The organism is Pseudomonas anguilliseptica (genome assembly GCF_900105355.1).
GTDB lineage: Bacteria > Pseudomonadota > Gammaproteobacteria > Pseudomonadales > Pseudomonadaceae > Aquipseudomonas > Aquipseudomonas anguilliseptica.
Genome location: NZ_FNSC01000001.1, coordinates 4,047,421 through 4,070,321, shown reverse-complemented (window position 1 = coordinate 4,070,321; position 22,901 = coordinate 4,047,421). Strand labels below are relative to the sequence as shown.

The window sequence follows — 22,901 nt, the reverse complement described above, 5'->3', positions numbered from 1 at the left end:
TACCAAGCTGAGTCCACCCCGTTAGGTGAATACAACAGGAGAGAATCATGTCCAATGAAGCGAAGTGCCCGTTCTCGGGTGGTGCCGGCAAGAACACCTTGACTGGAGGCGCCCCGAAGAACGCCGATTGGTGGCCCAATCAGCTCAACCTGAAGATTCTGCACCAGCATTCCGCCAAGTCTGACCCCATGGGGGAAGGCTTCAATTACGCCGACGAATTCAAGAGCCTTGATCTGCATGCCGTGATCAAGGACCTCACCGCCTTGATGACTGACTCTCAGGACTGGTGGCCCGCAGACTGGGGGCACTACGGTGGCCTGATGATCCGTATGGCTTGGCACGCTGCGGGTACTTACCGCATTCACGATGGCCGTGGTGGCGCAGGTACTGGCAACCAGCGTTTTGCCCCGCTCAACAGCTGGCCGGACAACGGCAACCTGGACAAGGCCCGTCGACTGCTCTGGCCAATCAAGCAGAAGTACGGGCGTAAACTGTCCTGGGCTGACCTGTTCGTCCTGGCCGGTAACGTCGCCCTGGAATCCATGGGCTTCAAGACCTTCGGCTTTGCCGGCGGCCGTCCGGATATCTGGGAGCCGGAAGAAGACACCTACTGGGGTTCAGAAACCGAGTGGCTGGCCACCAGCGACAAACCGCACAGCCGTTACACCGGCAATCGTGAACTGGAAAACCCGCTGGCCGCCGTGCAGATGGGCCTGATCTACGTCAACCCGGAGGGCCCGGATGGCAACCCGGATCCCGTCGCCTCGGGGCGTGATGTGCGTGAAACCTTCGCCCGCATGGCCATGAATGATGAAGAGACCGTGGCCTTGGTTGCTGGCGGCCACACCTTCGGTAAAGCTCACGGTGCGGGTGACCCGTCGCTGGTCGGCCCTGAGCCGGAAGCTGCACCGTTGGAAGAGCAGGGCCTGGGCTGGATCAATAAGCTCGGCACTGGTAAAGGCGTACACACCACCACCAGTGGTATTGAAGGCGCCTGGAAGCCCAACCCAACCACCTGGGATAACGGCTATTTCGACATGCTGTTCGGCTACGAGTGGGAGCTGAGCAAGAGCCCGGCAGGTGCTCACCAGTGGACGCCGAAGAACGTCAAACCTGAGCACTTGATCCCGGACGCGCATGACCCGGCGAAGAAACATCCGCCGATGATGACCACCGCCGACATGTCACTGCGTATGGAACCGGCCTACGAGAAGATTTCGCGCCACTTCCACCAGAACCCGCAAGCCTTTGCCGATGCCTTCGCCCGCGCCTGGTTCAAACTGACCCACCGCGACATGGGCCCACGTGCTCGTTACCTCGGCCCGCTGGTGCCGCAGGAAGAGCTGATCTGGCAAGACCCGGTTCCGGCCGTCAACCATGCACTGGTAGATGCACAGGACATCGCAGGCCTCAAGGCCAAGGTACTGGCATCCGGTCTGTCGATTGCGCAACTGGTCAACACCGCCTGGGCTTCCGCATCTACCTTCCGTGGCAGCGACAAACGTGGTGGGGCCAACGGCGCGCGTATTCGTCTCGCTCCGCAGAAGGACTGGGAAGTTAACCAACCTGCCGAACTATCCAAGGTATTGGCAGCGCTGGAAACCATCCAGAAGGACTTCAATGCATCGGCAAGTGGCGGCAAGAAAATCTCCCTGGCGGATCTGATCGTCCTCGCCGGTTCTGCTGCGGTGGAAGCCGCCGCGAAGAAGGGCGGTGTGGATGCTGTGGTGTCGTTCGCGCCAGGCCGCACTGACGCTACTCAGGAGCAAACTGACGTCGAATCCTTCGCGGTACTGGAACCCAAAGCTGATGGCTTCCGTAACTATGCCCGCAAGGGTTACGAAAACGTTGTCGCCGAGTTGCTGGTAGACAAGGCGCAGCTGCTGGAGCTGACCTCGCCGGAGATGACCGTACTGATCGGTGGTCTGCGCGCGCTGAATGCCAATGTCGGCAAAGCCCAGCATGGTGTGTTCACCAAGCGCCCGGAAACCCTGAGCACTGACTTCTTCGTCAATCTGCTCGACATGGGCACCAAGTGGCAGAAGTCTGCCAGCGAGGGTGTGCTGGAAGGTCGTGATCGCAAGACCGGCGATCTGAAATGGACCGCAACTCAGGTTGACCTGGTGTTCGGCTCCAACTCCCAGCTGCGCGCTCAGGCGGAGGTTTACGCCACCAGCGATGCACAAGCGAAGTTTGTGCAGGACTTCGTCGCCGCCTGGACCAAGGTGATGAACCTGGATCGCTTCGATCTCAAGTGACCGGATAAAACGCTTTAACGCAACAAACCTCGCCCCGCCACGGTTACCCGTGGCGGGGCGATTTTCTGTGCACATGGCTGATTCAGGTTCAGTTCAGCCAGCCCCGTTACTGTGGCTTCACTTTCTAGCCGAAACGGAGCCTCGTTATGCCAGTTCTTACCTTCGTACCCCGCAAGCAGATCACGGCTGCAGTGACACTCTGCGCCGCGCTGTTTACAACCGGTGCGATGGCAAACCAGCCACAGATTTACGGTCTGCACGAACAGATTGCGTTACAGGAACTGGCGTTAAACCTACCCGCAAAACTCGACACCGGTGCCGAGACCGCTTCGCTAAGCGCTAAAAATATTGAAATGTTCAAGCGCGATGGTGGTGAGTGGGTACGTTTCCAGTTAGGTATGGAAAACCCCAAACAAGCACAGGTCATCGAAAAGCCGTTGACGCGAATGAGCTACATCAAGCGCCGCGCCGATGATCGCAAACCAGGCGACAAACAGCTGTATACAGTGCGTCCGGTAGTTGAGATGGATATTTGCGTGGGCGCTGAGCTGAAAAATATCGAGGTCAATCTGACGGATCGCAGTGCGTTTGAATTCCCTCTGTTGATTGGCTCATCCGCGTTAAAAGAGTTCAACGCGGCAGTTAGCCCCGGGGTTCGTTATTCCGCAGGGCAACCGAGCTGTACGCAAACCAGCTGAGCCAATGCGCCAACGCCCATAAGTGCCGGCGCTGTTTATAGCGCGAGTCAGTGACGTGCAGGGCGTGTCAAAACACCGTGCTACACCGACACCGCCCTGAAACTCCAGACGATTTCCACTAGGCGTACAGCCAGGACGAGATAAATCAAAAACAGGATAATTTGCCATGCGACGTGGTGGCGCAGTTTGGACAGCCGGTGCAGGGCATCGCTGATATTTAGGAGCAGCAAAATCGCCGACACTGCAATCAGCCCCCAACCGGCGAGGGTTGAGGCCCAAAGCCCCATAAAGAGTTGATGGTTACCCTGCAATGCATCCGTGCCGGCCGCAAGCAACAGCGCGCAAACCAACAGGTTTTTGATGTTGTCGAAGATCTTGGCGCTTAAATCGGCATCCAACAGCGCCAGGTACTTGCTCCAGAGCTTGCGCATAAAACGGCACCTGAATTAGCAGCAGTACAGCGATTAGTGGCTGGCGTTACGCGGCTTGGGCCAGAACAGGCTGGCCATGCACAAGGCATACAGAATCGCGAACAACACATAGGCAATTCGCGTGGAAAACAGCTCCGGCGTTTCGCCAGGCAATGGCGAAACGCCGAGGCCAAAGAGAATCAGAAAGGTCGTCAGCCCGCCGCCAAATACCTTGCCCGTCGTGGTACCCATTACCGCCTTGCCGGCAAACAGCAGGCTTACCAGCAGCACCGTGGGGGTAACCATCCAGAGACTGGGCTTCATTTCGATCATGGTAAATGCCAGAGAGGCCGCAACCCCGCCCAGCAGGTTAAGCGCGATCAGCCCGAAAGCTGCCCGCTTGCTCATCGTCAGCTCAAACTGGCTGAGCAGCGAAGCGACGGTAATCGGTATGACCATCGCCGTGGCCAGGCGCGAATCAATCAAACACAGCGCAACGATCCCCAGCAAAATTGCGGCACTGACCATTGCCTGGCGCGTCACTCTGCCAGGCTCAAGGCGAAACGGCGCGGTGACGTTTGCATCTACCTCGCCCGTGTCCGGGAATATGGAGGAGGCTCTGTACGAGACCACCATCCTGCGCCAGTTTGCGGGTCTGAGCCTGGAGCGCATTCCCGACGAAACCACCATCCTCAACTTCCGCCGATTGCTGGAGAAACACGAACTGGCTGCGGGCATCTTGGCCGTCATCAATGGCTATTTGGGTGACCGCGGTTTGTCATTGCGCCAAGGCACCATCGTCGATGCCACGCTGATCAATGCGCCGAGTTCGACCAAGAACAAGGACGGTAAGCGTGACCCGGAAATGCACCAGACCAAGAAGGGAAACCAGTATTACTTCGGCATGAAGGCGCACATCGGCGTCGATGACGAGTCGGGTTTAGTGCATAGCGTGGTCGGCACGGCAGCCAATGTTGCAGACGTTACTCAGGTCGACAAGCTGCTACACGGCAAAGAAAACATGGTGGGTGCCGACGCGGGTTACACCGGCGTAGAGAAGCGGCCAGAACATGAAGGCCGTGAAGTGATCTGGCAGATCGCAGCCCGCCGCAGTACGTACAACACGTTGAGTAAGCGCAGCGCGCTGTACAAAGCCAAGCGCAAGATCGAGAAGGCCAAGGCGCAAGTTCGCGCCAAGGTCGAGCACCCGTTCCGGGTGATCAAGCGTCAGTTCGGTTATGTGAAGACGCGTTTCCGTGGCCTGGCCAAAAACACCGCACAACTGGTAACGCTGTTCGCCCTGTCGAACCTGTGGATGGCCCGTCGACATTTGCTGACGAATGCAGGAGAGGTGCGCCTGTAATGTGGGAAATGACCGCTGCGAGGTGCTCGCGGCGGCCAGAAACACCGAAATGAGCGGATGACTTGATCGTTTTTGATCAGTTTTCCGCTTTCAAAATCAGCGGAGGCTGAAGTTGACCGGAAATACAGGGCTACTTCAGACCATCCCTAGGTTCGTCACCTGAGCCGGTATAATCCACGGCATGATTTCTGTGCCCGAAACCCTTCCTGATGACCCCGCCGCGCTCAAGCAATTGCTCGCTGAGGTGTTGTCGTCGGCGCAGGAATTGGCCAAGGACAAGGATGGGCAGATCGAGCGCCTGCGCGAACAAAACGCGCTGTTGATCCAGCGCCTGTTCGGCCGTAAATCCGAGCAGAGCAGCGACCCGGATTCACCGCAGCTAGAGATGTTCAACGAAGCGGAAAGCCTGGCCGAAGCGGCGGCTGAAGCTCCGGCCGCTGAGGTCGAGGAAGAAGTCGTTGCGCCGACCAAGCGCCGCGGCAAGCGCAAGCCGTTACCGGCCGAACTACCGCGTGTCGAGGTCATCCACGAACTGCCCGAACACGAACTGACCTGCGAATGCGGTTGCCGCAAGCAGGCCATCGGCGAAGAAACCAGCGAGCAGCTGGAAATCATCCCGATGCAGGTTCAGGTGATCCGCCACATTCGCAAGACCTATGCCTGCAAGGCCTGCGAAAGCGCGCCGGTCACCGCTGACAAACCGGCCCAACTGATCGAGAAAAGGCTGGCCAGCCCGAGCGTGCTGGCGATGCTGCTGACCAGCAAATACGCCGACGGCATCCCACTGTATCGCTTCGAAAAGATGCTCAGTCGCCATGGCATCGACATCCCCCGGCAGACCCTGGCGCGCTGGGTGATCCAGTGCGGCGAACTGCTACAACCGTTGCTCAACCTGATGCGCGACAGGCTGCTGGACAGTCCGGTGATCCACTGCGATGAAACCCGCGTGCAGGTGCTCAAGGAGCCTGGGCGCGATCCGAGCAGCCACTCCTGGATGTGGGTGCAGACCGGTGGCCCGCCTGGCAAACCGGTGATCCTCTTCGACTACACAACCAGCCGCGCGCAGGAGGTGCCGCTGCGCCTGCTCGACGGTTATCGCGGCTACCTGATGACCGACGATTACGCCGGCTCAACGCCGTGGCCGCACAACAAGGTGTTGAGCGCCTGGCCTGCTGGGCGCATGCGCGGCGCAAGTTCGTCGAAGCGCAAAAGGTGCAACCGAAGGGCAAAACCGGGCGTGCCGACATCGCGTTGGGGATGATCAACAAGCTCTACGGCATCGAGCGCGAACTTAAGGATGCCAGCGATGAACAGCGCTACCGGGGCCGCCAGCAGCACAGCCTACCGCTCCTCGATCAGCTCAAGACCTGGCTGGAGAAACCCCAGCCGCAGGTCACGGCGCAGAATGCCCTGGGCAAAGCAGTGAACTACCTGGCGAGCAACTGGAGCCGACTCGAACGCTACATCGAGGCTGGCCACCTGCAGATCGATAACAACGCTGCCGAGCGCGCGATCCGGCCCTTCGTCATAGGTCGCAAGAACTGGCTGTTCAGCGACACGCCGAAAGGCGCGACCGCCAGCGCCCAACTCTACAGCCTGGTGGAAACCGCCAAGACCAATGGCCAGGAGCCCTACGCCTGGCTGCGCCATGTCCTCGAACGCCTGCCGCTGGCCAACAGCGTTGAAGCCTACGAAGCGCTGCTGCCTTGGAACTGCCAACCAACGACGCCACTGTAAAACGCAAAACCTCTCCAGAGGGAGGTGGGGTCTATGGAGCGCTTACCGTTATTCAAGGCGGTGTTTGCGTTAGCCTCAATACCGCTCTCCCTCAAACACGATGTAAGTATTACGCGGGTACTGGAGGCGTCCGTCGATTCTGGATGTATGAAACACCCGGCGGCCCTCCCCAGGCTGAAGCCATGCAGAATAAAGATGGTTGCGAAGTTTCAACCGCTGAAGGTTTCAAGCCAGAGGCAGATTGCAAGTATTTTCCTCCAACACCTGCTGTCCCATACTTTAGCGAGGGCGTACTCGTCCCTGGTGTTTCTCAGCCCGGCACATACAAGTGCAAGGCCTCAACCGTCCTAACTGGCAATTACACTCCGCCAGCTACTGGTAGCGGGCAAAAACCATCAGACACTATCTGTGCTGACCCTGGTTCTCCAGCTTGCACCCTCAAAGAGCTTGAGAAAAAGAAAGAGCAGAAGCCATGCACTTACACTACCGATTCCCAGGGCAATCAGGTCTGTGTCAGCTCCAAGTTTGAAGCCTCTGAGGGTAAAACAAAGTGCGGTTTTGTAGGTTCCGAATTCAAGTGCTCAGAAGACCTCAACAAGGCAGTAGGAGAGGGCATTAGTATCGCAACTAAGGTCGACACTAAGCCTCAGCCAGACGGTAAGACTAAGATCACTAAAACCGATGTTCAGACCGCTACAAACTGCAAAGGCAGCGCCTGTACCACCAAAACCACCACGACGACAACTACCACTATCAAGGATGGCAATGGCACTACTGAGAGTGTCTCTGGCACTTGTACAGGTGATAACTGCCCCGATAAAAATGGCAACCCCGATGGCGACGGTGACGGCTTCGGCGACTGCACTGGTGACGACTGCGGCGAAGGAGAGGGCGGTGGTGCTGATATTCCATTTCCAGAACTAGAAGAAGTTCCTAGCTTTGCTGAGTCCACTACAACTTTTTTCGATACTGTTGATAATTCGCCTATTCCTTCTAAGTTGCGTCAGCTCCAAGCTCCCTCTGGCGGTGCTTGTCCAACTTTTACGGGTCAAACTGAGCTTCTCGGCCCAGTAACTTATGACGGCCATTGCGCTGTTATTGCTGGTAATGAGGATTTAATAACTCTCATTGCTAAAACCCTATGGGCGCTTGCCGCTGTTTGGATATTCTTCGGGTGACTTATGATTGATTGGATCAAGTTGCAAATAAGCAATTTTTTAGACTGGTTAATGGAGCTTTTAGGCTGGTATCCAAAGAAGCTTTATTCAGACTTTCTTGCTGAGATTGCCGACTTTATTAGTGATCAAGTTCCGCCTGAATTTCTCGATCAGGCTGTTTCCTTGCTCGCCCAGTGGACTGGCCCCTTTGGCTACTTTCTTCAGTTGATACAGTTCAACTGGGGAATTCAGCTAGTTATCAGTGCCATAACCACTCGCTGGGTTTGGTCAAAAATCCCATTCATCGGAAGGTAATCATTATGGCAATTGACGCATACATGGGCCTTCCAGGCTCTGGCAAGTCATACGGTGTAGTTGAGTACTGCGTTATTCCTTCGTTGAAAGAGGGGAGGCACGTAGTTACCAACATTCCCTTAGAGGTATCTTTGCTCACCTCCGTTTATGGCGGCGAAATAACCCAGCTGCCCGATGATTGGTACGAGGATATTGAGTTTTCCGAAAGCATTCCGAACGGTTGCGTGCTGATACTCGACGAGGTTTGGCGCAAGTATCCGTCAGGCCAAAAGGTTAATCAGGTTCCTGTCCAGGACATGGCGTTACTCAAAGAGCACCGCCATCGCGTAGACGCCACCGGCAAGGCTATGCGCGTGATTCTGGTCACCCAGGATGCAGCCGACTTGAGTTCCTGGGTTCGCAAGCTGGTTGCCCATGCCTACCGTATGGAAAAGCTCGATGCTCTTGGTTCAACCAAGCGATTCCGCGTCGATATTTACAAGGGTTGTCCCACCGGTGATAACCCTCCGAAGCGCCTCCTTATCCGGCAAACCACTGGCACCTATAAGCCAGAGATTTACCAGTACTACCGCAGTGCAACCCAGTCAGATAGCGTCTCTGCTGGTGACGAAACCATGGCAGACAAACGCTCCAATATTTGGCATTCCAAGTGGCTATGGTTCTGTCTGATATTCGGCACTCTCGGGCCTATTTTCGGTGTTATCGCTGTACTTGATTATCTTCAAGCCCCAGTTCAACCAAAGGAATCTAAGTCAGTCCCAGCAATTCAGCCTGAACAATCCCCAGCTATGGTAAATCCGCCGCCTCCAGGTCTTGAGCCTGTTACTAGTCCGTTACTTTCAGAGCAGGTTGTTACTACAGTCGTCCCTGCAGATCAGCCCCCTAAGGTGGTCTTATCCACTACCTGGCGCGTTGCTGGTTATCTCGACAAATCCAAGGCATCAGACCCAAACCCAGATCTAAACCGCCAAGTCTTGCTTGCTACCGTTACCGGTATGCGCCGCATTGTTGCCATCACTGATTGCCAGTATTACGAGGGTGAAATTGATGTTTACTGTGACGTTGATGGTGAGCGCATAACGCCCTGGACTGGTCAGCAAACCGCTACCGGCATATTGCCGCCCCAGGTTCAAACCGTTGCCGCTGTGACTACTGCGCGCGGTGAGCAGAGCGAACAGAGCGCAGTAGCCACAGCAGCACCAGTTCAACCGCCAGCCAGATCACCGGTTATCGTTGCAGACACATCCAGAGCGCCGCGAACCATCCCGTTCGAATAAAACCGCCTAGAATCGTTTTCTGAGCGCTTTTGATTAAAACCCGCTGCGTGATACCAGATCGCGTAGAACGCAAAGCACAGCGCCGTTCTGGCGCCTTCCTGACTAGAGGCTTCGCATAATTCACAGGCGTTACGTTCAAGCGGCTCTGGATACTGGCAACGCCTCCAGGGCCGATTTAATGTAACGGCCATTATGCGAACGCCCCTCGATATCCCGCCTCATCTGATCAAACAAGCACAGCTCTACGCACCGTCCAGGGATGCCCTGGATGCGGTGTGCCATGTGCTGACTGATTACCCGCGACTTGTTGCTGACCTTCGGCAGATGCGCTCCAGGCTCGCCCAGCTCGATGCTGAATCCTCCAGCCTCGATGCTCTCGTTTCTGACCTCCAGGTACTTGCCCGGAAGATCCTCGACCTCTGACCACCCCCTTCATTGATCAACCTGCTTTTTCGCATCGGCAGAAGCACGTCAGGTTCATTCGGTGGTGGGTCCCGGAGGTAAATCCCTTCAGGTACACACGCGACAGCAAATCGGCTCTTAGCGTGCCTCAGTGTTCGTCGTCATAGTCATTTGGGGTAGCGCTTTGCGCTAGGGGGAACCCCTGCCAAGCAGAGGACGAACGTCCGGCAGCGTCGGTGCCTCTCTCGCCTTCGGATTCGCGCGCGAACGGGTGGGGGTGCTGTTACACCCCCACTTTACCGAAGAGTTCTTCGGTCACACTTCAATCCACAGCTCCCCGTCAGGCTTTGCCCTCACGTAAGGCAATGATATTTCAAGGATTTTATGCAAAAGCTTGGGATCGTCTAGCGGTCTGTGTCCGTGCTTTATTAGTATGTTATTGATTTCTATAGACTTTTTCCGCAGCAACTCCTGCTCGTCCTTCGTGAGACGTAGCTGGTCTGTCATGTCTTTTGACTCCATGGGCTTTTCCTCGTGGATTCTACGTTTTACCTGCTGAAATGTATTGACAGCGATTTGTCGACAAATACACAATCCGCCGCATATCAACAAAGTGATTTGTCGACATGCTTATCGATTGGCTCACAGTTTCGCAGGAACACGCCCACGACCTCCCGGTCGTCTGTGACGTTTTCACGCTCACTATAGACGCCAATACAAACGAAATTCTTAGCAGTCGGCAGCCCCGTTTTAAGCATGAAGCTAGTCACTCAACATCTGTGACGATTCATGTCCAGGGACGCAAAGTTCGTGTTGAAGGAAATCCAAGCCGAGTAGGGCGTCTAGATAACCTTTTCGGCTTTACCACTATTGACCAGTGTATTTCTGTCTACAACTCACTTCTGGCGCAATACGGCCTTCCTGGCTTCACCAAAGGCACCATTTTTAGCCAGCGCCAAGTGCAGGGCTTCAAAGGTACTTTTGATGAACAGATGGTTAGCGACGGCGCAAAGATAGAGCGTATCGACCTAACCACTAACGTCTCGGTAGGTGAGGGCAACGTACTTGCCTATCTCCGTGGCGTCTCTAGCCAGCGTATTGGCCATTCAATCGGCTTCCTCTATCCAAACGGCCGATCAGTGACTTGGACGCCAAAGGGTAATGGTAAAGGCGGTCGGCTCCAGTATCGCAAGGCATATGACAAGGCGTTCGAAATGGATGCCAACCTGCTGCCCAAGCTCAAGCGCCTTTATGGCGAAACATCCTCCGAATTTGCCTATGCCCAGCGTGTCCGCAACTACTGCGCTGAGCATGGCGTTGTTCGTATGGAGCAGGAGCTAAAAAGTGAGCTTCTCCAGCGCGAAAACCTCAGCTACTGGGGCTTCTTTGACGAAAGGCGATATGCCGAACTCCACGACGAGTTTTTGAAGGTCGACGACCGATTGAAGGTTACAGCTATGGACATGATGACGATTGCTGACAAGCTTATTGAGGAAGGAATCTGCAAGGGCAGAGCCTCCGCAAACGCTACCGCATCGCATGCCCTTATTTGGATGCATGGCCAGCCTCATAACGTCTCACAGCGTGCATTTGAGACTCACGCAGCTCGGCTTAATCGTATTGGCATCAACATTCGTAATGCATGTGATACCAGCCGCTTTGCTCCGGTCTTCGTTCGTCAGTCTCGTGAAATTAATAAGGTAATGAATTTACAGATACCTTCTTGGTATCAGCGCCCTAACCACCTTCAGCAGGTGGCCGCATGATTATTCACGACCGCGTTTTTTGCGACCTCTGTGAGACGTCAATGGGTCAGCTAATGGCCCAGCCTGCCCAGTCTCCAGACCTGATTGCAGACCACCGCCTGCCGCCTGAATTTGCCATATGCCCTGATTGCCTTGACGCAGCTTGCTCAGAGGTTGCCGCATGAAAACCGTCAGCTTCCAGGGCACTCAGCTCAGCGCTGGCCAGCGTCGCAACCTTGCTTTCCAGCAGCAGACCCGTACCGCATTTCTTAATCCGGTTTTGGCTGAATCCGTCGATCAGGCACTAGCCGCGGTTGAACTTCGGAAAGAGCAGGGCGCTAAACCCGAAAAATTTTGGTTCGTCGAACGGCAAGAAAAAGGCACGTCCTGCATTGCCGAATGGATGGGCTACTGATTCCGCCCACAAGGGCAAACCAACGGCCAGCCAACGCGCTGAGCTGCCACTAGCAAGAGGGCAACACCATGACCGCACTGACTATGAAAATCACCACTACTGGCAATTACCGTTCTGGCACTGCCAAGGGTTCTGGCAAGCCTTACACGATGGCCGAAGCCTACGCGCATCTGCCCGGCGTCCCGTTTCCTCAAAAGTTTTCGTACTACTGCACTCAGCCGAGCGAAGTACTCCAGGCCGGCGAATATGAAGCCGATTTGACCATCGGTGTTAAAGACGAACGCATCACCATTGACATCGATCCGCGCCAGGCTCGCAAGCTTTCGGCCGCGGCTACTTCTCGCGTACAGGCTGCCAGCTAAATGGCCGCTGGCACTCTCATTTGCGACGGTGACGTAACAGTCGCTGCTGACGGTGCCCCCCTATGTAATGGGGTCTGGACACTTGTTCCAGTCCCTGCACCTTTCGAGGTCGTACAGCTTGATCCAGTACAAATGGGCCTCGCTGTAGTCCTCGGATTCAGCCTGTACACGACGTTAGGGGTTGTCTCCTTCTCGGTCAGGTATCTGTACCACTTCGTTCAAAAGCACAAACCCTTCTGAGGTGACATATGAAACAACTGAAACAACTTCTCGCCGCCGGTGCTGCAACTCTAATCATCGCTTCGCCTGCCTTCGCTGAAGGTCTGGCCGACATGACCGCCGCAGCTACTGCCGAAATGGCTCCCGTAAAGGGCGGCATGGTCGCCATTGGCGTAATCCTCCTCGGCGTCGCTGCTCTCTCTTTCGGTATCTACAAGCTCGTTTCCATGGCTCGCGGCGGCAAGTAACAGCGCCTACAGCATAAAGGGCCTTAACCGGCCCTTTTTTATTCGAGGTAATAACGATGGCTGACTTGTATGGACTCGTTTTTTTCATAACCGGAATTCTTGCCGCTCACTCTTTCTTTCATGGTCTTTAAGGGTGTATCTAATGCGTTCAATAATTTTAATTGCCCTTTTTCTATTTTCATCTTCTTCTTTTGCTCAGGCCTATTATTGGCAAGCCCACGGCGCCGGGAACCATCAAGGCCCCACGCCCCAAGCGGCTGCCCAAGCTACAATTACCGGTAATGGTTGGCATAGTGTCCAGTTCTGTGACCCCCACTCCTCTTTTTGGGTTTGCCGTGTAGTAACTAGTCCCGGTAACGGCTTCAATCTTTATATTTATCGCTACGGTGATCAATGTGCTGACCCTAATTCAACTTATGACATTCTACTCGGCAAGTGCGTTTCTCCCGTCGACCCAGATGGCTCTGTTTGTTTTGATGAATCCGTAGCACCGCCTCGCGTTATTCAAGGCGGTGTTTGCGTTAGCCTCAATACAGCTCTCCCTCAAACACAATGTAAGTATTACGCGGGTACTGGAGGCGTCCGTCGATTCTGGATGTATGAAACACCCGGCGGCCCTCCCCAGGCTGAAGCCATGCAGAATAAAGATGGTTGCGAAGTTTCAACCGCTGAAGGTTTCAAGCCAGAGGCAGATTGCAAGTATTTTCCTCCAACACCTGCTGTCCCATACTTTAGCGAGGGCGTACTCGTCCCTGGTGTTTCTCAGCCCGGCACATACAAGTGCAAGGCCTCAACCGTCCTAACTGGCAATTACACTCCGCCAGCTACTGGTAGCGGGCAAAAACCATCAGACACTATCTGTGCTGACCCTGGTTCTCCAGCTTGCACCCTCAAAGAGCTTGAGAAAAAGAAAGAGCAGAAGCCATGCACTTACACTACCGATTCCCAGGGCAATCAGGTCTGTGTCAGCTCCAAGTTTGAAGCCTCTGAGGGTAAAACAAAGTGCGGTTTTGTAGGTTCCGAATTCAAGTGCTCAGAAGCCCTTAACAAGGCAGTAGGAGAGGGCATTAGTATTGCAACTAAGGTCGATACTAAGCCTCAGCCAGACGGTAAGACTAAGATCACTAAAACCGATGTTCAGACCGCTACAAGCTGCAAAGGCAGCGCCTGTACCACCAAAACCACCACTACGACAACTACCACTATCAAGGATGGCAATGGCACTACTGAGAGTGTCTCTGGCACTTGTACAGGTGATAACTGCCCCGATAAAAATGGCAACCCCGATGGCGACGGTGACGGCTTCGGCGACTGCACTGGTGACGACTGCGGCGAAGGAGAGGGCGGTGGTGCTGATATTCCATTTCCAGAACTAGAAGAAGTTCCTAGCTTTGCTGAGTCCACTACAACTTTTTTCGATACTGTTGATAATTCGCCTATTCCTTCTAAGTTGCGTCAGCTCCAAGCTCCCTCTGGCGGTGCTTGTCCAACTTTTACGGGTCAAACTGAGCTTCTCGGCCCAGTAACTTATGACGGCCATTGCGCTGTTATTGCTGGTAATGAGGATTTAATAACTCTCATTGCTAAAACCCTATGGGCGCTTGCCGCTGTTTGGATATTCTTCGGGTGACTTATGATTGATTGGATCAAGTTGCAAATAAGCAATTTTTTAGACTGGTTAATGGAGCTTTTAGGCTGGTATCCAAAGAAGCTTTATTCAGACTTTCTTGCTGAGATTGCCGACTTTATTAGTGATCAAGTTCCGCCTGAATTTCTCGATCAGGCTGTTTCCTTGCTCGCCCAGTGGACTGGCCCCTTTGGCTACTTTCTTCAGTTGATACAGTTCAACTGGGGAATTCAGCTAGTTATCAGTGCCATAACCACTCGCTGGGTTTGGTCAAAAATCCCATTCATCGGAAGGTAATCATTATGGCAATTGACGCATACATGGGCCTTCCAGGCTCTGGCAAGTCATACGGTGTAGTTGAGTACTGCGTTATTCCTTCGTTGAAAGAGGGGAGGCACGTAGTTACCAACATTCCCTTAGAGGTATCTTTGCTCACCTCCGTTTATGGCGGCGAAATAACCCAGCTGCCCGATGATTGGTACGAGGATATTGAGTTTTCCGAAAGCATTCCGAACGGTTGCGTGCTGATACTCGACGAGGTTTGGCGCAAGTATCCGTCAGGCCAAAAGGTTAATCAGGTTCCTGTCCAGGACATGGCGTTACTCAAAGAGCACCGCCATCGCGTAGACGCCACCGGCAAGGCTATGCGCGTGATTCTGGTCACCCAGGATGCAGCCGACTTGAGTTCCTGGGTTCGCAAGCTGGTTGCCCATGCCTACCGTATGGAAAAGCTCGATGCTCTTGGTTCAACCAAGCGATTCCGCGTCGATATTTACAAGGGTTGTCCCACCGGTGATAACCCTCCGAAGCGCCTCCTTATCCGGCAAACCACTGGCACCTATAAGCCAGAGATTTACCAGTACTACCGCAGTGCAACCCAGTCAGATAGCGTCTCTGCTGGTGACGAAACCATGGCAGACAAACGCTCCAATATTTGGCATTCCAAGTGGCTATGGTTCTGTCTGATATTCGGCACTCTCGGGCCTATTTTCGGTGTTATCGCTGTACTTGATTATCTTCAAGCCCCAGTTCAACCAAAGGAATCTAAGTCAGTCCCAGCAATTCAGCCTGAACAATCCCCAGCTATGGTAAATCCGCCGCCTCCAGGTCTTGAGCCTGTTACTAGTCCGTTACTTTCAGAGCAGGTTGTTACTACAGTCGTCCCTGCAGATCAGCCCCCTAAGGTGGTCTTATCCACTACCTGGCGCGTTGCTGGTTATCTCGACAAATCCAAGGCATCAGACCCAAACCCAGATCTAAACCGCCAAGTCTTGCTTGCTACCGTTACCGGTATGCGCCGCATTGTTGCCATCACTGATTGCCAGTATTACGAGGGTGAAATTGATGTTTACTGTGACGTTGATGGTGAGCGCATAACGCCCTGGACTGGTCAGCAAACCGCTACCGGCATATTGCCGCCCCAGGTTCAAACCGTTGCCGCTGTGACTACTGCGCGCGGTGAGCAGAGCGAACAGAGCGCAGTAGCCACAGCAGCACCAGTTCAACCGCCAGCCAGATCACCGGTTATCGTTGCAGACACATCCAGAGCGCCGCGAACCATCCCGTTCGAATAAAACCGCCTAGAATCGTTTTCTGAGCGCTTTTGATTAAAACCCGCTGCGTGATACCAGATCGCGTAGAACGCAAAGCACAGCGCCGTTCTGGCGCCTTCCTGACTAGAGGCTTCGCATAATTCACAGGCGTTACGTTCAAGCGGCTCTGGATACTGGCAACGCCTCCAGGGCCGATTTAATGTAACGGCCATTATGCGAACGCCCCTCGATATCCCGCCTCATCTGATCAAACAAGCACAGCTCTACGCACCGTCCAGGGATGCCCTGGATGCGGTGTGCCATGTGCTGACTGATTACCCGCGACTTGTTGCTGACCTTCGGCAGATGCGCTCCAGGCTCGCCCAGCTCGATGCTGAATCCTCCAGCCTCGATGCTCTCGTTTCTGACCTCCAGGTACTTGCCCGGAAGATCCTCGACCTCTGACCACCCCCTTCATTGATCAACCTGCTTTTTCGCATCGGCAGAAGCACGTCAGGTTCATTCGGTGGTGGGTCCCGGAGGTAAATCCCTTCAGGTACACACGCGACAGCAAATCGGCTCTTAGCGTGCCTCAGTGTTCGTCGTCATAGTCATTTGGGGTAGCGCTTTGCGCTAGGGGGAACCCCTGCCAAGCAGAGGACGAACGTCCGGCAGCGTCGGTGCCTCTCTCGCCTTCGGATTCGCGCGCGAACGGGTGGGGGTGCTGTTACACCCCCACTTTACCGAAGAGTTCTTCGGTCACACTTCAATCCACAGCTCCCCGTCAGGCTTTGCCCTCACGTAAGGCAATGATATTTCAAGGATTTTATGCAAAAGCTTGGGATCGTCTAGCGGTCTGTGTCCGTGCTTTATTAGTATGTTATTGATTTCTATAGACTTTTTCCGCAGCAACTCCTGCTCGTCCTTCGTGAGACGTAGCTGGTCTGTCATGTCTTTTGACTCCATGGGCTTTTCCTCGTGGATTCTACGTTTTACCTGCTGAAATGTATTGACAGCGATTTGTCGACAAATACACAATCCGCCGCATATCAACAAAGTGATTTGTCGACATGCTTATCGATTGGCTCACAGTTTCGCAGGAACACGCCCACGACCTCCCGGTCGTCTGTGACGTTTTCACGCTCACTATAGACGCCAATACAAACGAAATTCTTAGCAGTCGGCAGCCCCGTTTTAAGCATGAAGCTAGTCACTCAACATCTGTGACGATTCATGTCCAGGGACGCAAAGTTCGTGTTGAAGGAAATCCAAGCCGAGTAGGGCGTCTAGATAACCTTTTCGGCTTTACCACTATTGACCAGTGTATTTCTGTCTACAACTCACTTCTGGCGCAATACGGCCTTCCTGGCTTCACCAAAGGCACCATTTTTAGCCAGCGCCAAGTGCAGGGCTTCAAAGGTACTTTTGATGAACAGATGGTTAGCGACGGCGCAAAGATAGAGCGTATCGACCTAACCACTAACGTCTCGGTAGGTGAGGGCAACGTACTTGCCTATCTCCGTGGCGTCTCTAGCCAGCGTATTGGCCATTCAATCGGCTTCCTCTATCCAAACGGCCGATCAGTGACTTGGACGCCAAAGGGTAATGGTAAAGGCGGTCGGCTCCAGTATCGCAAGGCATATGACAAGGCGTTCGAAATGGATGCCAACCTGCTGCCCAAGCTCAAGCGCCTTTATGGCGAAACATCCTCCGAATTTGCCTATGCCCAGCGTGTCCGCAACTACTGCGCTGAGCATGGCGTTGTTCGTATGGAGCAGGAGCTAAAAAGTGAGCTTCTCCAGCGCGAAAACCTCAGCTACTGGGGCTTCTTTGACGAAAGGCGATATGCCGAACTCCACGACGAGTTTTTGAAGGTCGACGACCGATTGAAGGTTACAGCTATGGGCATGATGACGATTGCTGACAAGCTTATTGAGGAAGGAATCTGCAAGGGCAGAGCCTCCGCAAACGCTACCGCATCGCATGCCCTTATTTGGATGCATGGCCAGCCTCATAACGTCTCACAGCGTGCATTTGAGACTCACGCAGCTCGGCTTAATCGTATTGGCATCAACATTCGTAATGCATGTGATACCAGCCGCTTTGCTCCGGTCTTCGTTCGTCAGTCTCGTGAAATTAATAAGGTAATGAATTTACAGATACCTTCTTGGTATCAGCGCCCTAACCACCTTCAGCAGGTGGCCGCATGATTATTCACGACCGCGTTTTTTGCGACCTCTGTGAGACGTCAATGGGTCAGCTAATGGCCCAGCCTGCCCAGTCTCCAGACCTGATTGCAGACCACCGCCTGCCGCCTGAATTTGCCATATGCCCTGATTGCCTTGACGCAGCTTGCTCAGAGGTTGCCGCATGAAAACCGTCAGCTTCCAGGGCACTCAGCTCAGCGCTGGCCAGCGTCGCAACCTTGCTTTCCAGCAGCAGACCCGTACCGCATTTCTTAATCCGGTTTTGGCTGAATCCGTCGATCAGGCACTAGCCGCGGTTGAACTTCGGAAAGAGCAGGGCGCTAAACCCGAAAAATTTTGGTTCGTCGAACGGCAAGAAAAAGGCACGTCCTGCATTGCCGAATGGATGGGCTACTGATTCCGCCCACAAGGGCAAACCAACGGCCAGCCAACGCGCTGAGCTGCCACTAGCAAGAGGGCAACACCATGACCGCACTGACTATGAAAATCACCACTACTGGCAATTACCGTTCTGGCACTGCCAAGGGTTCTGGCAAGCCTTACACGATGGCCGAAGCCTACGCGCATCTGCCCGGCGTCCCGTTTCCTCAAAAGTTTTCGTACTACTGCACTCAGCCGAGCGAAGTACTCCAGGCCGGCGAATATGAAGCCGATTTGACCATCGGTGTTAAAGACGAACGCATCACCATTGACATCGATCCGCGCCAGGCTCGCAAGCTTTCGGCCGCGGCTACTTCTCGCGTACAGGCTGCCAGCTAAATGGCCGCTGGCACTCTCATTTGCGACGGTGACGTAACAGTCGCTGCTGACGGTGCCCCCCTATGTAATGGGGTCTGGACACTTGTTCCAGTCCCTGCACCTTTCGAGGTCGTACAGCTTGATCCAGTACAAATGGGCCTCGCTGTAGTCCTCGGATTCAGCCTGTACACGACGTTAGGGGTTGTCTCCTTCTCGGTCAGGTATCTGTACCACTTCGTTCAAAAGCACAAACCCTTCTGAGGTGACATATGAAACAACTGAAACAACTTCTCGCCGCCGGTGCTGCAACTCTAATCATCGCTTCGCCTGCCTTCGCTGAAGGTCTGGCCGACATGACCGCCGCAGCTACTGCCGAAATGGCTCCCGTAAAGGGCGGCATGGTCGCCATTGGCGTAATCCTCCTCGGCGTCGCTGCTCTCTCTTTCGGTATCTACAAGCTCGTTTCCATGGCTCGCGGCGGCAAGTAACAGCGCCTACAGCATAAAGGGCCTTAACCGGCCCTTTTTTATTCGAGGTAATAACGATGGCTGACTTGTATGGACTCGTTTTTTTCATAACCGGAATTCTTGCCGCTCACTCTTTCTTTCATGGTCTTTAAGGGTGTATCTAATGCGTTCAATAATTTTAATTGCCCTTTTTCTATTTTCATCTTCTTCTTTTGCTCAGGCCTATTATTGGCAAGCCCACGGCGCCGGGAACCATCAAGGCCCCACGCCCCAAGCGGCTGCCCAAGCTACAATTACCGGTAATGGTTGGCATAGTGTCCAGTTCTGTGACCCCCACTCCTCTTTTTGGGTTTGCCGTGTAGTAACTAGTCCCGGTAACGGCTTCAATCTTTATATTTATCGCTACGGTGATCAATGTGCTGACCCTAATTCAACTTATGACATTCTACTCGGCAAGTGCGTTTCTCCCGTCGACCCAGATGGCTCTGTTTGTTTTGATGAATCCGTAGCACCGCCTCGCGTTATTCAAGGCGGTGTTTGCGTTAGCCTCAATACAGCTCTCCCTCAAACACAATGTAAGTATTACGCGGGTACTGGAGGCGTCCGTCGATTCTGGATGTATGAAACACCCGGCGGCCCTCCCCAGGCTGAAGCCATGCAGAATAAAGATGGTTGCGAAGTTTCAACCGCTGAAGGTTTCAAGCCAGAGGCAGATTGCAAGTATTTTCCTCCAACACCTGCTGTCCCATACTTTAGCGAGGGCGTACTCGTCCCTGGTGTTTCTCAGCCCGGCACATACAAGTGCAAGGCCTCAACCGTCCTAACTGGCAATTACACTCCGCCAGCTACTGGTAGCGGGCAAAAACCATCAGACACTATCTGTGCTGACCCTGGTTCTCCAGCTTGCACCCTCAAAGAGCTTGAGAAAAAGAAAGAGCAGAAGCCATGCACTTACACTACCGATTCCCAGGGCAATCAGGTCTGTGTCAGCTCCAAGTTTGAAGCCTCTGAGGGTAAAACAAAGTGCGGTTTTGTAGGTTCCGAATTCAAGTGCTCAGAAGCCCTTAACAAGGCAGTAGGAGAGGGCATTAGTATTGCAACTAAGGTCGATACTAAGCCTCAGCCAGACGGTAAGACTAAGATCACTAAAACCGATGTTCAGACCGCTACAAGCTGCAAAGGCAGCGCCTGTACCACCAAAACCACCACTACGACAACTACCACTATCAAGGATGGCAATGGCACTACTGAGAGTGTCTCTGGCACTTGTACAGGTGATAACTGCCCCGATAAAAATGGCAACCCCGATGGCGACGGTGACGGCTTCGGCGACTGCACTGGTGACGACTGCGGCGAAGGAGAGGGCGGTGGTGCTGATATTCCATTTCCAGAACTAGAAGAAGTTCCTAGCTTTGCTGAGTCCACTACAACTTTTTTCGATACTGTTGATAATTCGCCTATTCCTTCTAAGTTGCGTCAGCTCCAAGCTCCCTCTGGCGGTGCTTGTCCAACTTTTACGGGTCAAACTGAGCTTCTCGGCCCAGTAACTTATGACGGCCATTGCGCTGTTATTGCTGGTAATGAGGATTTAATAACTCTCATTGCTAAAACCCTATGGGCGCTTGCCGCTGTTTGGATATTCTTCGGGTGACTTATGATTGATTGGATCAAGTTGCAAATAAGCAATTTTTTAGACTGGTTAATGGAGCTTTTAGGCTGGTATCCAAAGAAGCTTTATTCAGACTTTCTTGCTGAGATTGCCGACTTTATTAGTGATCAAGTTCCGCCTGAATTTCTCGATCAGGCTGTTTCCTTGCTCGCCCAGTGGACTGGCCCCTTTGGCTACTTTCTTCAGTTGATACAGTTCAACTGGGGAATTCAGCTAGTTATCAGTGCCATAACCACTCGCTGGGTTTGGTCAAAAATCCCATTCATCGGAAGGTAATCATTATGGCAATTGACGCATACATGGGCCTTCCAGGCTCTGGCAAGTCATACGGTGTAGTTGAGTACTGCGTTATTCCTTCGTTGAAAGAGGGGAGGCACGTAGTTACCAATATTCCCTTAGAGGTATCTTTGCTCACCTCCGTTTATGGCGGCGAAATAACCCAGCTGCCCGATGATTGGTACGAGGATATTGAGTTTTCCGAAAGCATTCCGAACGGTTGCGTGCTGATACTCGACGAGGTTTGGCGCAAGTATCCGTCAGGCCAAAAGGTTAATCAGGTTCCTGTCCAGGACATGGCGTTACTCAAAGAGCACCGCCATCGCGTAGACGCCACCGGCAAGGCTATGCGCGTGATTCTGGTCACCCAGGATGCAGCCGACTTGAGTTCCTGGGTTCGCAAGCTGGTTGCCCATGCCTACCGTATGGAAAAGCTCGATGCTCTTGGTTCAACCAAGCGATTCCGCGTCGATATTTACAAGGGTTGTCCCACCGGTGATAACCCTCCGAAGCGCCTCCTTATCCGGCAAACCACTGGCACCTATAAGCCAGAGATTTACCAGTACTACCGCAGTGCAACCCAGTCAGATAGCGTCTCTGCTGGTGACGAAACCATGGCAGACAAACGCTCCAATATTTGGCATTCCAAGTGGCTATGGTTCTGTCTGATATTCGGCACTCTCGGGCCTATTTTCGGTGTTATCGCTGTACTTGATTATCTTCAAGCCCCAGTTCAACCAAAGGAATCTAAGTCAGTCCCAGCAATTCAGCCTGAACAATCCCCAGCTATGGTAAATCCGCCGCCTCCAGGTCTTGAGCCTGTTACTAGTCCGTTACTTTCAGAGCAGGTTGTTACTACAGTCGTCCCTGCAGATCAGCCCCCTAAGGTGGTCTTATCCACTACCTGGCGCGTTGCTGGTTATCTCGACAAATCCAAGGCATCAGACCCAAACCCAGATCTAAACCGCCAAGTCTTGCTTGCTACCGTTACCGGTATGCGCCGCATTGTTGCCATCACTGATTGCCAGTATTACGAGGGTGAAATTGATGTTTACTGTGACGTTGATGGTGAGCGCATAACGCCCTGGACTGGTCAGCAAACCGCTACCGGCATATTGCCGCCCCAGGTTCAAACCGTTGCCGCTGTGACTACTGCGCGCGGTGAGCAGAGCGAACAGAGCGCAGTAGCCACAGCAGCACCAGTTCAACCGCCAGCCAGATCACCGGTTATCGTTGCAGACACATCCAGAGCGCCGCGAACCATCCCGTTCGAATAAAACCGCCTAGAATCGTTTTCTGAGCGCTTTTGATTAAAACCCGCTGCGTGATACCAGATCGCGTAGAACGCAAAGCACAGCGCCGTTCTGGCGCCTTCCTGACTAGAGGCTTCGCATAATGTATATTATGTTAAGTGAGTGCCGTTTCAGAAGTGTTGCAATTTAGGTGCTCAGCAACCGAAATACCCTTGCGAATACGGAAATTCGAGACTTTTCATCTGAAACTCCTACGGCTGGCCGGAAAATTCGTCTGAATTTGAAACAAGCTCTCCCAGAAAATCGCAAATTCGAAATTCCCTCGCCATCCTCGGGACTAATTTTTGCTCTAAATGGTGCCCGCCCGCCTTCGTCGGACTGGTCCGATGGCCTGGTACGGAGAGGCATGCGCGGTGTTCGGCGCCGGCCGCGAGTGGCATCACTGACTCTCCCGTCGTTGCCGTTGCCCTCTGACCATGCGGAGGACTTCAATCGCCCTCAAAAAGCGACAGCTGTGCAACACGTT

General features: G+C 53.7%; 23 protein-coding genes and 2 pseudogenes. 23 read left to right on the top strand and 2 right to left on the bottom strand.

All coding sequences use genetic code 11. The annotated features are described in order from the left end of the window. Window positions 1-47: 47 nt before the first annotated feature. Complete coding sequence (gene katG / locus BLW24_RS19975; protein WP_090386297.1) at window positions 48-2,258, top strand: catalase/peroxidase HPI; 2,211 nt, start codon at window positions 48-50, stop codon at window positions 2,256-2,258. A gap of 227 nt (window positions 2,259-2,485) precedes the next feature. Beyond that, the gene (locus BLW24_RS19970) at window positions 2,486-2,956 is read left to right on the top strand and encodes an ATP-dependent zinc protease family protein (RefSeq protein ID WP_420875041.1); all 471 of its coding nucleotides are present in this window, start codon (window positions 2,486-2,488) and stop codon (window positions 2,954-2,956) included. A gap of 80 nt (window positions 2,957-3,036) precedes the next feature. Here BLW24_RS19970 and BLW24_RS19965 read toward each other — a convergent pair whose 3' ends face one another. Both BLW24_RS19965 and BLW24_RS19960 read right to left on the bottom strand, forming a co-directional pair. Next, on the bottom strand, window positions 3,037-3,387 hold the full coding sequence (locus BLW24_RS19965) for a hypothetical protein (RefSeq protein ID WP_090386293.1): 351 nt from the start codon (window positions 3,385-3,387) through the stop codon (window positions 3,037-3,039). Window positions 3,388-3,420: 33 nt separating this feature from the next. Beyond that, on the bottom strand, window positions 3,421-3,909 hold the full coding sequence (locus tag BLW24_RS19960; protein WP_244161219.1) for an FUSC family protein: 489 nt from the start codon (window positions 3,907-3,909) through the stop codon (window positions 3,421-3,423). Between the two features lie 64 nt (window positions 3,910-3,973). Here BLW24_RS19960 and BLW24_RS19955 point away from each other — a divergent pair. The 21 genes and pseudogenes from BLW24_RS19955 to BLW24_RS19850 form a co-directional block, all read left to right on the top strand. Then, window positions 3,974-4,729 (top strand): annotated as a pseudogene (locus BLW24_RS19955) (IS5 family transposase); the annotation flags it as partial. A gap of 181 nt (window positions 4,730-4,910) precedes the next feature. Beyond that, window positions 4,911-6,466, top strand: a pseudogene (tnpC, locus tag BLW24_RS19950) (IS66 family transposase). 182 nt (window positions 6,467-6,648) lie between these two features. After that, window positions 6,649-7,644, top strand: a complete 996-nt coding sequence (locus tag BLW24_RS25735) for a hypothetical protein (RefSeq protein ID WP_167360415.1) — start codon at window positions 6,649-6,651, stop codon at window positions 7,642-7,644. A 3-nt stretch (window positions 7,645-7,647) separates the two neighbouring features. Further along, the gene (locus tag BLW24_RS19945) at window positions 7,648-7,938 is read left to right on the top strand and encodes a hypothetical protein (protein ID WP_090386276.1); all 291 of its coding nucleotides are present in this window, start codon (window positions 7,648-7,650) and stop codon (window positions 7,936-7,938) included. A gap of 5 nt (window positions 7,939-7,943) precedes the next feature. Beyond that, on the top strand, window positions 7,944-9,215 hold the full coding sequence (locus BLW24_RS19940; protein ID WP_090386275.1) for a zonular occludens toxin domain-containing protein: 1,272 nt from the start codon (window positions 7,944-7,946) through the stop codon (window positions 9,213-9,215). 192 nt (window positions 9,216-9,407) lie between these two features. Next, window positions 9,408-9,638, top strand: coding sequence for a hypothetical protein (locus BLW24_RS19935; protein ID WP_090386288.1), 231 nt, complete (start codon window positions 9,408-9,410; stop codon window positions 9,636-9,638). A gap of 605 nt (window positions 9,639-10,243) precedes the next feature. Further along, window positions 10,244-11,383, top strand: a complete 1,140-nt coding sequence (locus BLW24_RS19925) for a phage/plasmid replication domain-containing protein (protein WP_090386291.1) — start codon at window positions 10,244-10,246, stop codon at window positions 11,381-11,383. Between the two features lie 160 nt (window positions 11,384-11,543). Further along, window positions 11,544-11,777, top strand: coding sequence for a hypothetical protein (locus tag BLW24_RS19920; RefSeq protein WP_090386284.1), 234 nt, complete (start codon window positions 11,544-11,546; stop codon window positions 11,775-11,777). A 68-nt stretch (window positions 11,778-11,845) separates the two neighbouring features. Beyond that, complete coding sequence (locus BLW24_RS19915) at window positions 11,846-12,139, top strand: hypothetical protein (protein WP_090386282.1); 294 nt, start codon at window positions 11,846-11,848, stop codon at window positions 12,137-12,139. A 248-nt stretch (window positions 12,140-12,387) separates the two neighbouring features. Continuing rightward, window positions 12,388-12,606: a hypothetical protein gene (locus BLW24_RS19905; protein ID WP_090386277.1), complete on the top strand. Its 219-nt coding sequence runs from the start codon at window positions 12,388-12,390 to the stop codon at window positions 12,604-12,606. 142 nt (window positions 12,607-12,748) lie between these two features. Further along, a complete protein-coding gene (locus tag BLW24_RS25730; RefSeq protein ID WP_139272717.1) occupies window positions 12,749-14,236 on the top strand; it encodes a hypothetical protein in 1,488 nt (495 codons plus the stop codon). A gap of 3 nt (window positions 14,237-14,239) precedes the next feature. Beyond that, entirely contained in the window at window positions 14,240-14,530 is a 291-nt protein-coding gene (locus BLW24_RS19900; protein WP_090386276.1) for a hypothetical protein, read from the top strand. A 5-nt stretch (window positions 14,531-14,535) separates the two neighbouring features. Next, window positions 14,536-15,807 carry a zonular occludens toxin domain-containing protein gene (locus BLW24_RS19895; protein ID WP_090386275.1) on the top strand — a complete coding sequence of 424 codons (1,272 nt, stop codon included), beginning with the start codon at window positions 14,536-14,538 and terminating at the stop codon, window positions 15,805-15,807. Between the two features lie 192 nt (window positions 15,808-15,999). Next, on the top strand, window positions 16,000-16,230 hold the full coding sequence (locus BLW24_RS19890; protein ID WP_090386288.1) for a hypothetical protein: 231 nt from the start codon (window positions 16,000-16,002) through the stop codon (window positions 16,228-16,230). Window positions 16,231-16,835: 605 nt separating this feature from the next. After that, on the top strand, window positions 16,836-17,975 hold the full coding sequence (locus BLW24_RS19880; RefSeq protein ID WP_090386286.1) for a phage/plasmid replication domain-containing protein: 1,140 nt from the start codon (window positions 16,836-16,838) through the stop codon (window positions 17,973-17,975). A 160-nt stretch (window positions 17,976-18,135) separates the two neighbouring features. Continuing rightward, window positions 18,136-18,369: a hypothetical protein gene (locus BLW24_RS19875; protein ID WP_090386284.1), complete on the top strand. Its 234-nt coding sequence runs from the start codon at window positions 18,136-18,138 to the stop codon at window positions 18,367-18,369. Between the two features lie 68 nt (window positions 18,370-18,437). After that, the gene (locus tag BLW24_RS19870) at window positions 18,438-18,731 is read left to right on the top strand and encodes a hypothetical protein (RefSeq protein ID WP_090386282.1); all 294 of its coding nucleotides are present in this window, start codon (window positions 18,438-18,440) and stop codon (window positions 18,729-18,731) included. A gap of 248 nt (window positions 18,732-18,979) precedes the next feature. Next, window positions 18,980-19,198, top strand: coding sequence for a hypothetical protein (locus tag BLW24_RS19860; RefSeq protein ID WP_090386277.1), 219 nt, complete (start codon window positions 18,980-18,982; stop codon window positions 19,196-19,198). 142 nt (window positions 19,199-19,340) lie between these two features. Continuing rightward, window positions 19,341-20,828 carry a hypothetical protein gene (locus BLW24_RS25725; protein ID WP_139272717.1) on the top strand — a complete coding sequence of 496 codons (1,488 nt, stop codon included), beginning with the start codon at window positions 19,341-19,343 and terminating at the stop codon, window positions 20,826-20,828. 3 nt (window positions 20,829-20,831) lie between these two features. Beyond that, window positions 20,832-21,122 carry a hypothetical protein gene (locus tag BLW24_RS19855; RefSeq protein WP_090386276.1) on the top strand — a complete coding sequence of 97 codons (291 nt, stop codon included), beginning with the start codon at window positions 20,832-20,834 and terminating at the stop codon, window positions 21,120-21,122. Window positions 21,123-21,127: 5 nt separating this feature from the next. Continuing rightward, window positions 21,128-22,399: a zonular occludens toxin domain-containing protein gene (locus BLW24_RS19850; protein WP_090386275.1), complete on the top strand. Its 1,272-nt coding sequence runs from the start codon at window positions 21,128-21,130 to the stop codon at window positions 22,397-22,399. The last annotated feature ends 502 nt before the right edge of the window (window positions 22,400-22,901 follow it).

Bases quoted from the DNA above. Each gene is read 5' to 3' on its own strand.
- katG (WP_090386297.1), top strand. From the start codon at position 48: ATGTCCAATGAAGCGAAGTGCCCGTTCTCGGGTGGTGCCGGCAAGAAC.
- BLW24_RS19970 (WP_420875041.1), top strand. From the start codon at position 2,486: ATGGCAAACCAGCCACAGATTTACGGTCTGCACGAACAGATTGCGTTA.
- BLW24_RS19965 (WP_090386293.1), bottom strand. From the start codon at position 3,387: ATGCGCAAGCTCTGGAGCAAGTACCTGGCGCTGTTGGATGCCGATTTA.
- BLW24_RS25735 (WP_167360415.1), top strand. From the start codon at position 6,649: ATGCAGAATAAAGATGGTTGCGAAGTTTCAACCGCTGAAGGTTTCAAG.
- BLW24_RS19945 (WP_090386276.1), top strand. From the start codon at position 7,648: ATGATTGATTGGATCAAGTTGCAAATAAGCAATTTTTTAGACTGGTTA.
- BLW24_RS19940 (WP_090386275.1), top strand. From the start codon at position 7,944: ATGGCAATTGACGCATACATGGGCCTTCCAGGCTCTGGCAAGTCATAC.
- BLW24_RS19935 (WP_090386288.1), top strand. From the start codon at position 9,408: ATGCGAACGCCCCTCGATATCCCGCCTCATCTGATCAAACAAGCACAG.
- BLW24_RS19925 (WP_090386291.1), top strand. From the start codon at position 10,244: ATGCTTATCGATTGGCTCACAGTTTCGCAGGAACACGCCCACGACCTC.
- BLW24_RS19920 (WP_090386284.1), top strand. From the start codon at position 11,544: ATGAAAACCGTCAGCTTCCAGGGCACTCAGCTCAGCGCTGGCCAGCGT.
- BLW24_RS19915 (WP_090386282.1), top strand. From the start codon at position 11,846: ATGACCGCACTGACTATGAAAATCACCACTACTGGCAATTACCGTTCT.
- BLW24_RS19905 (WP_090386277.1), top strand. From the start codon at position 12,388: ATGAAACAACTGAAACAACTTCTCGCCGCCGGTGCTGCAACTCTAATC.
- BLW24_RS25730 (WP_139272717.1), top strand. From the start codon at position 12,749: ATGCGTTCAATAATTTTAATTGCCCTTTTTCTATTTTCATCTTCTTCT.
- BLW24_RS19900 (WP_090386276.1), top strand. From the start codon at position 14,240: ATGATTGATTGGATCAAGTTGCAAATAAGCAATTTTTTAGACTGGTTA.
- BLW24_RS19895 (WP_090386275.1), top strand. From the start codon at position 14,536: ATGGCAATTGACGCATACATGGGCCTTCCAGGCTCTGGCAAGTCATAC.
- BLW24_RS19890 (WP_090386288.1), top strand. From the start codon at position 16,000: ATGCGAACGCCCCTCGATATCCCGCCTCATCTGATCAAACAAGCACAG.
- BLW24_RS19880 (WP_090386286.1), top strand. From the start codon at position 16,836: ATGCTTATCGATTGGCTCACAGTTTCGCAGGAACACGCCCACGACCTC.
- BLW24_RS19875 (WP_090386284.1), top strand. From the start codon at position 18,136: ATGAAAACCGTCAGCTTCCAGGGCACTCAGCTCAGCGCTGGCCAGCGT.
- BLW24_RS19870 (WP_090386282.1), top strand. From the start codon at position 18,438: ATGACCGCACTGACTATGAAAATCACCACTACTGGCAATTACCGTTCT.
- BLW24_RS19860 (WP_090386277.1), top strand. From the start codon at position 18,980: ATGAAACAACTGAAACAACTTCTCGCCGCCGGTGCTGCAACTCTAATC.
- BLW24_RS25725 (WP_139272717.1), top strand. From the start codon at position 19,341: ATGCGTTCAATAATTTTAATTGCCCTTTTTCTATTTTCATCTTCTTCT.
- BLW24_RS19855 (WP_090386276.1), top strand. From the start codon at position 20,832: ATGATTGATTGGATCAAGTTGCAAATAAGCAATTTTTTAGACTGGTTA.
- BLW24_RS19850 (WP_090386275.1), top strand. From the start codon at position 21,128: ATGGCAATTGACGCATACATGGGCCTTCCAGGCTCTGGCAAGTCATAC.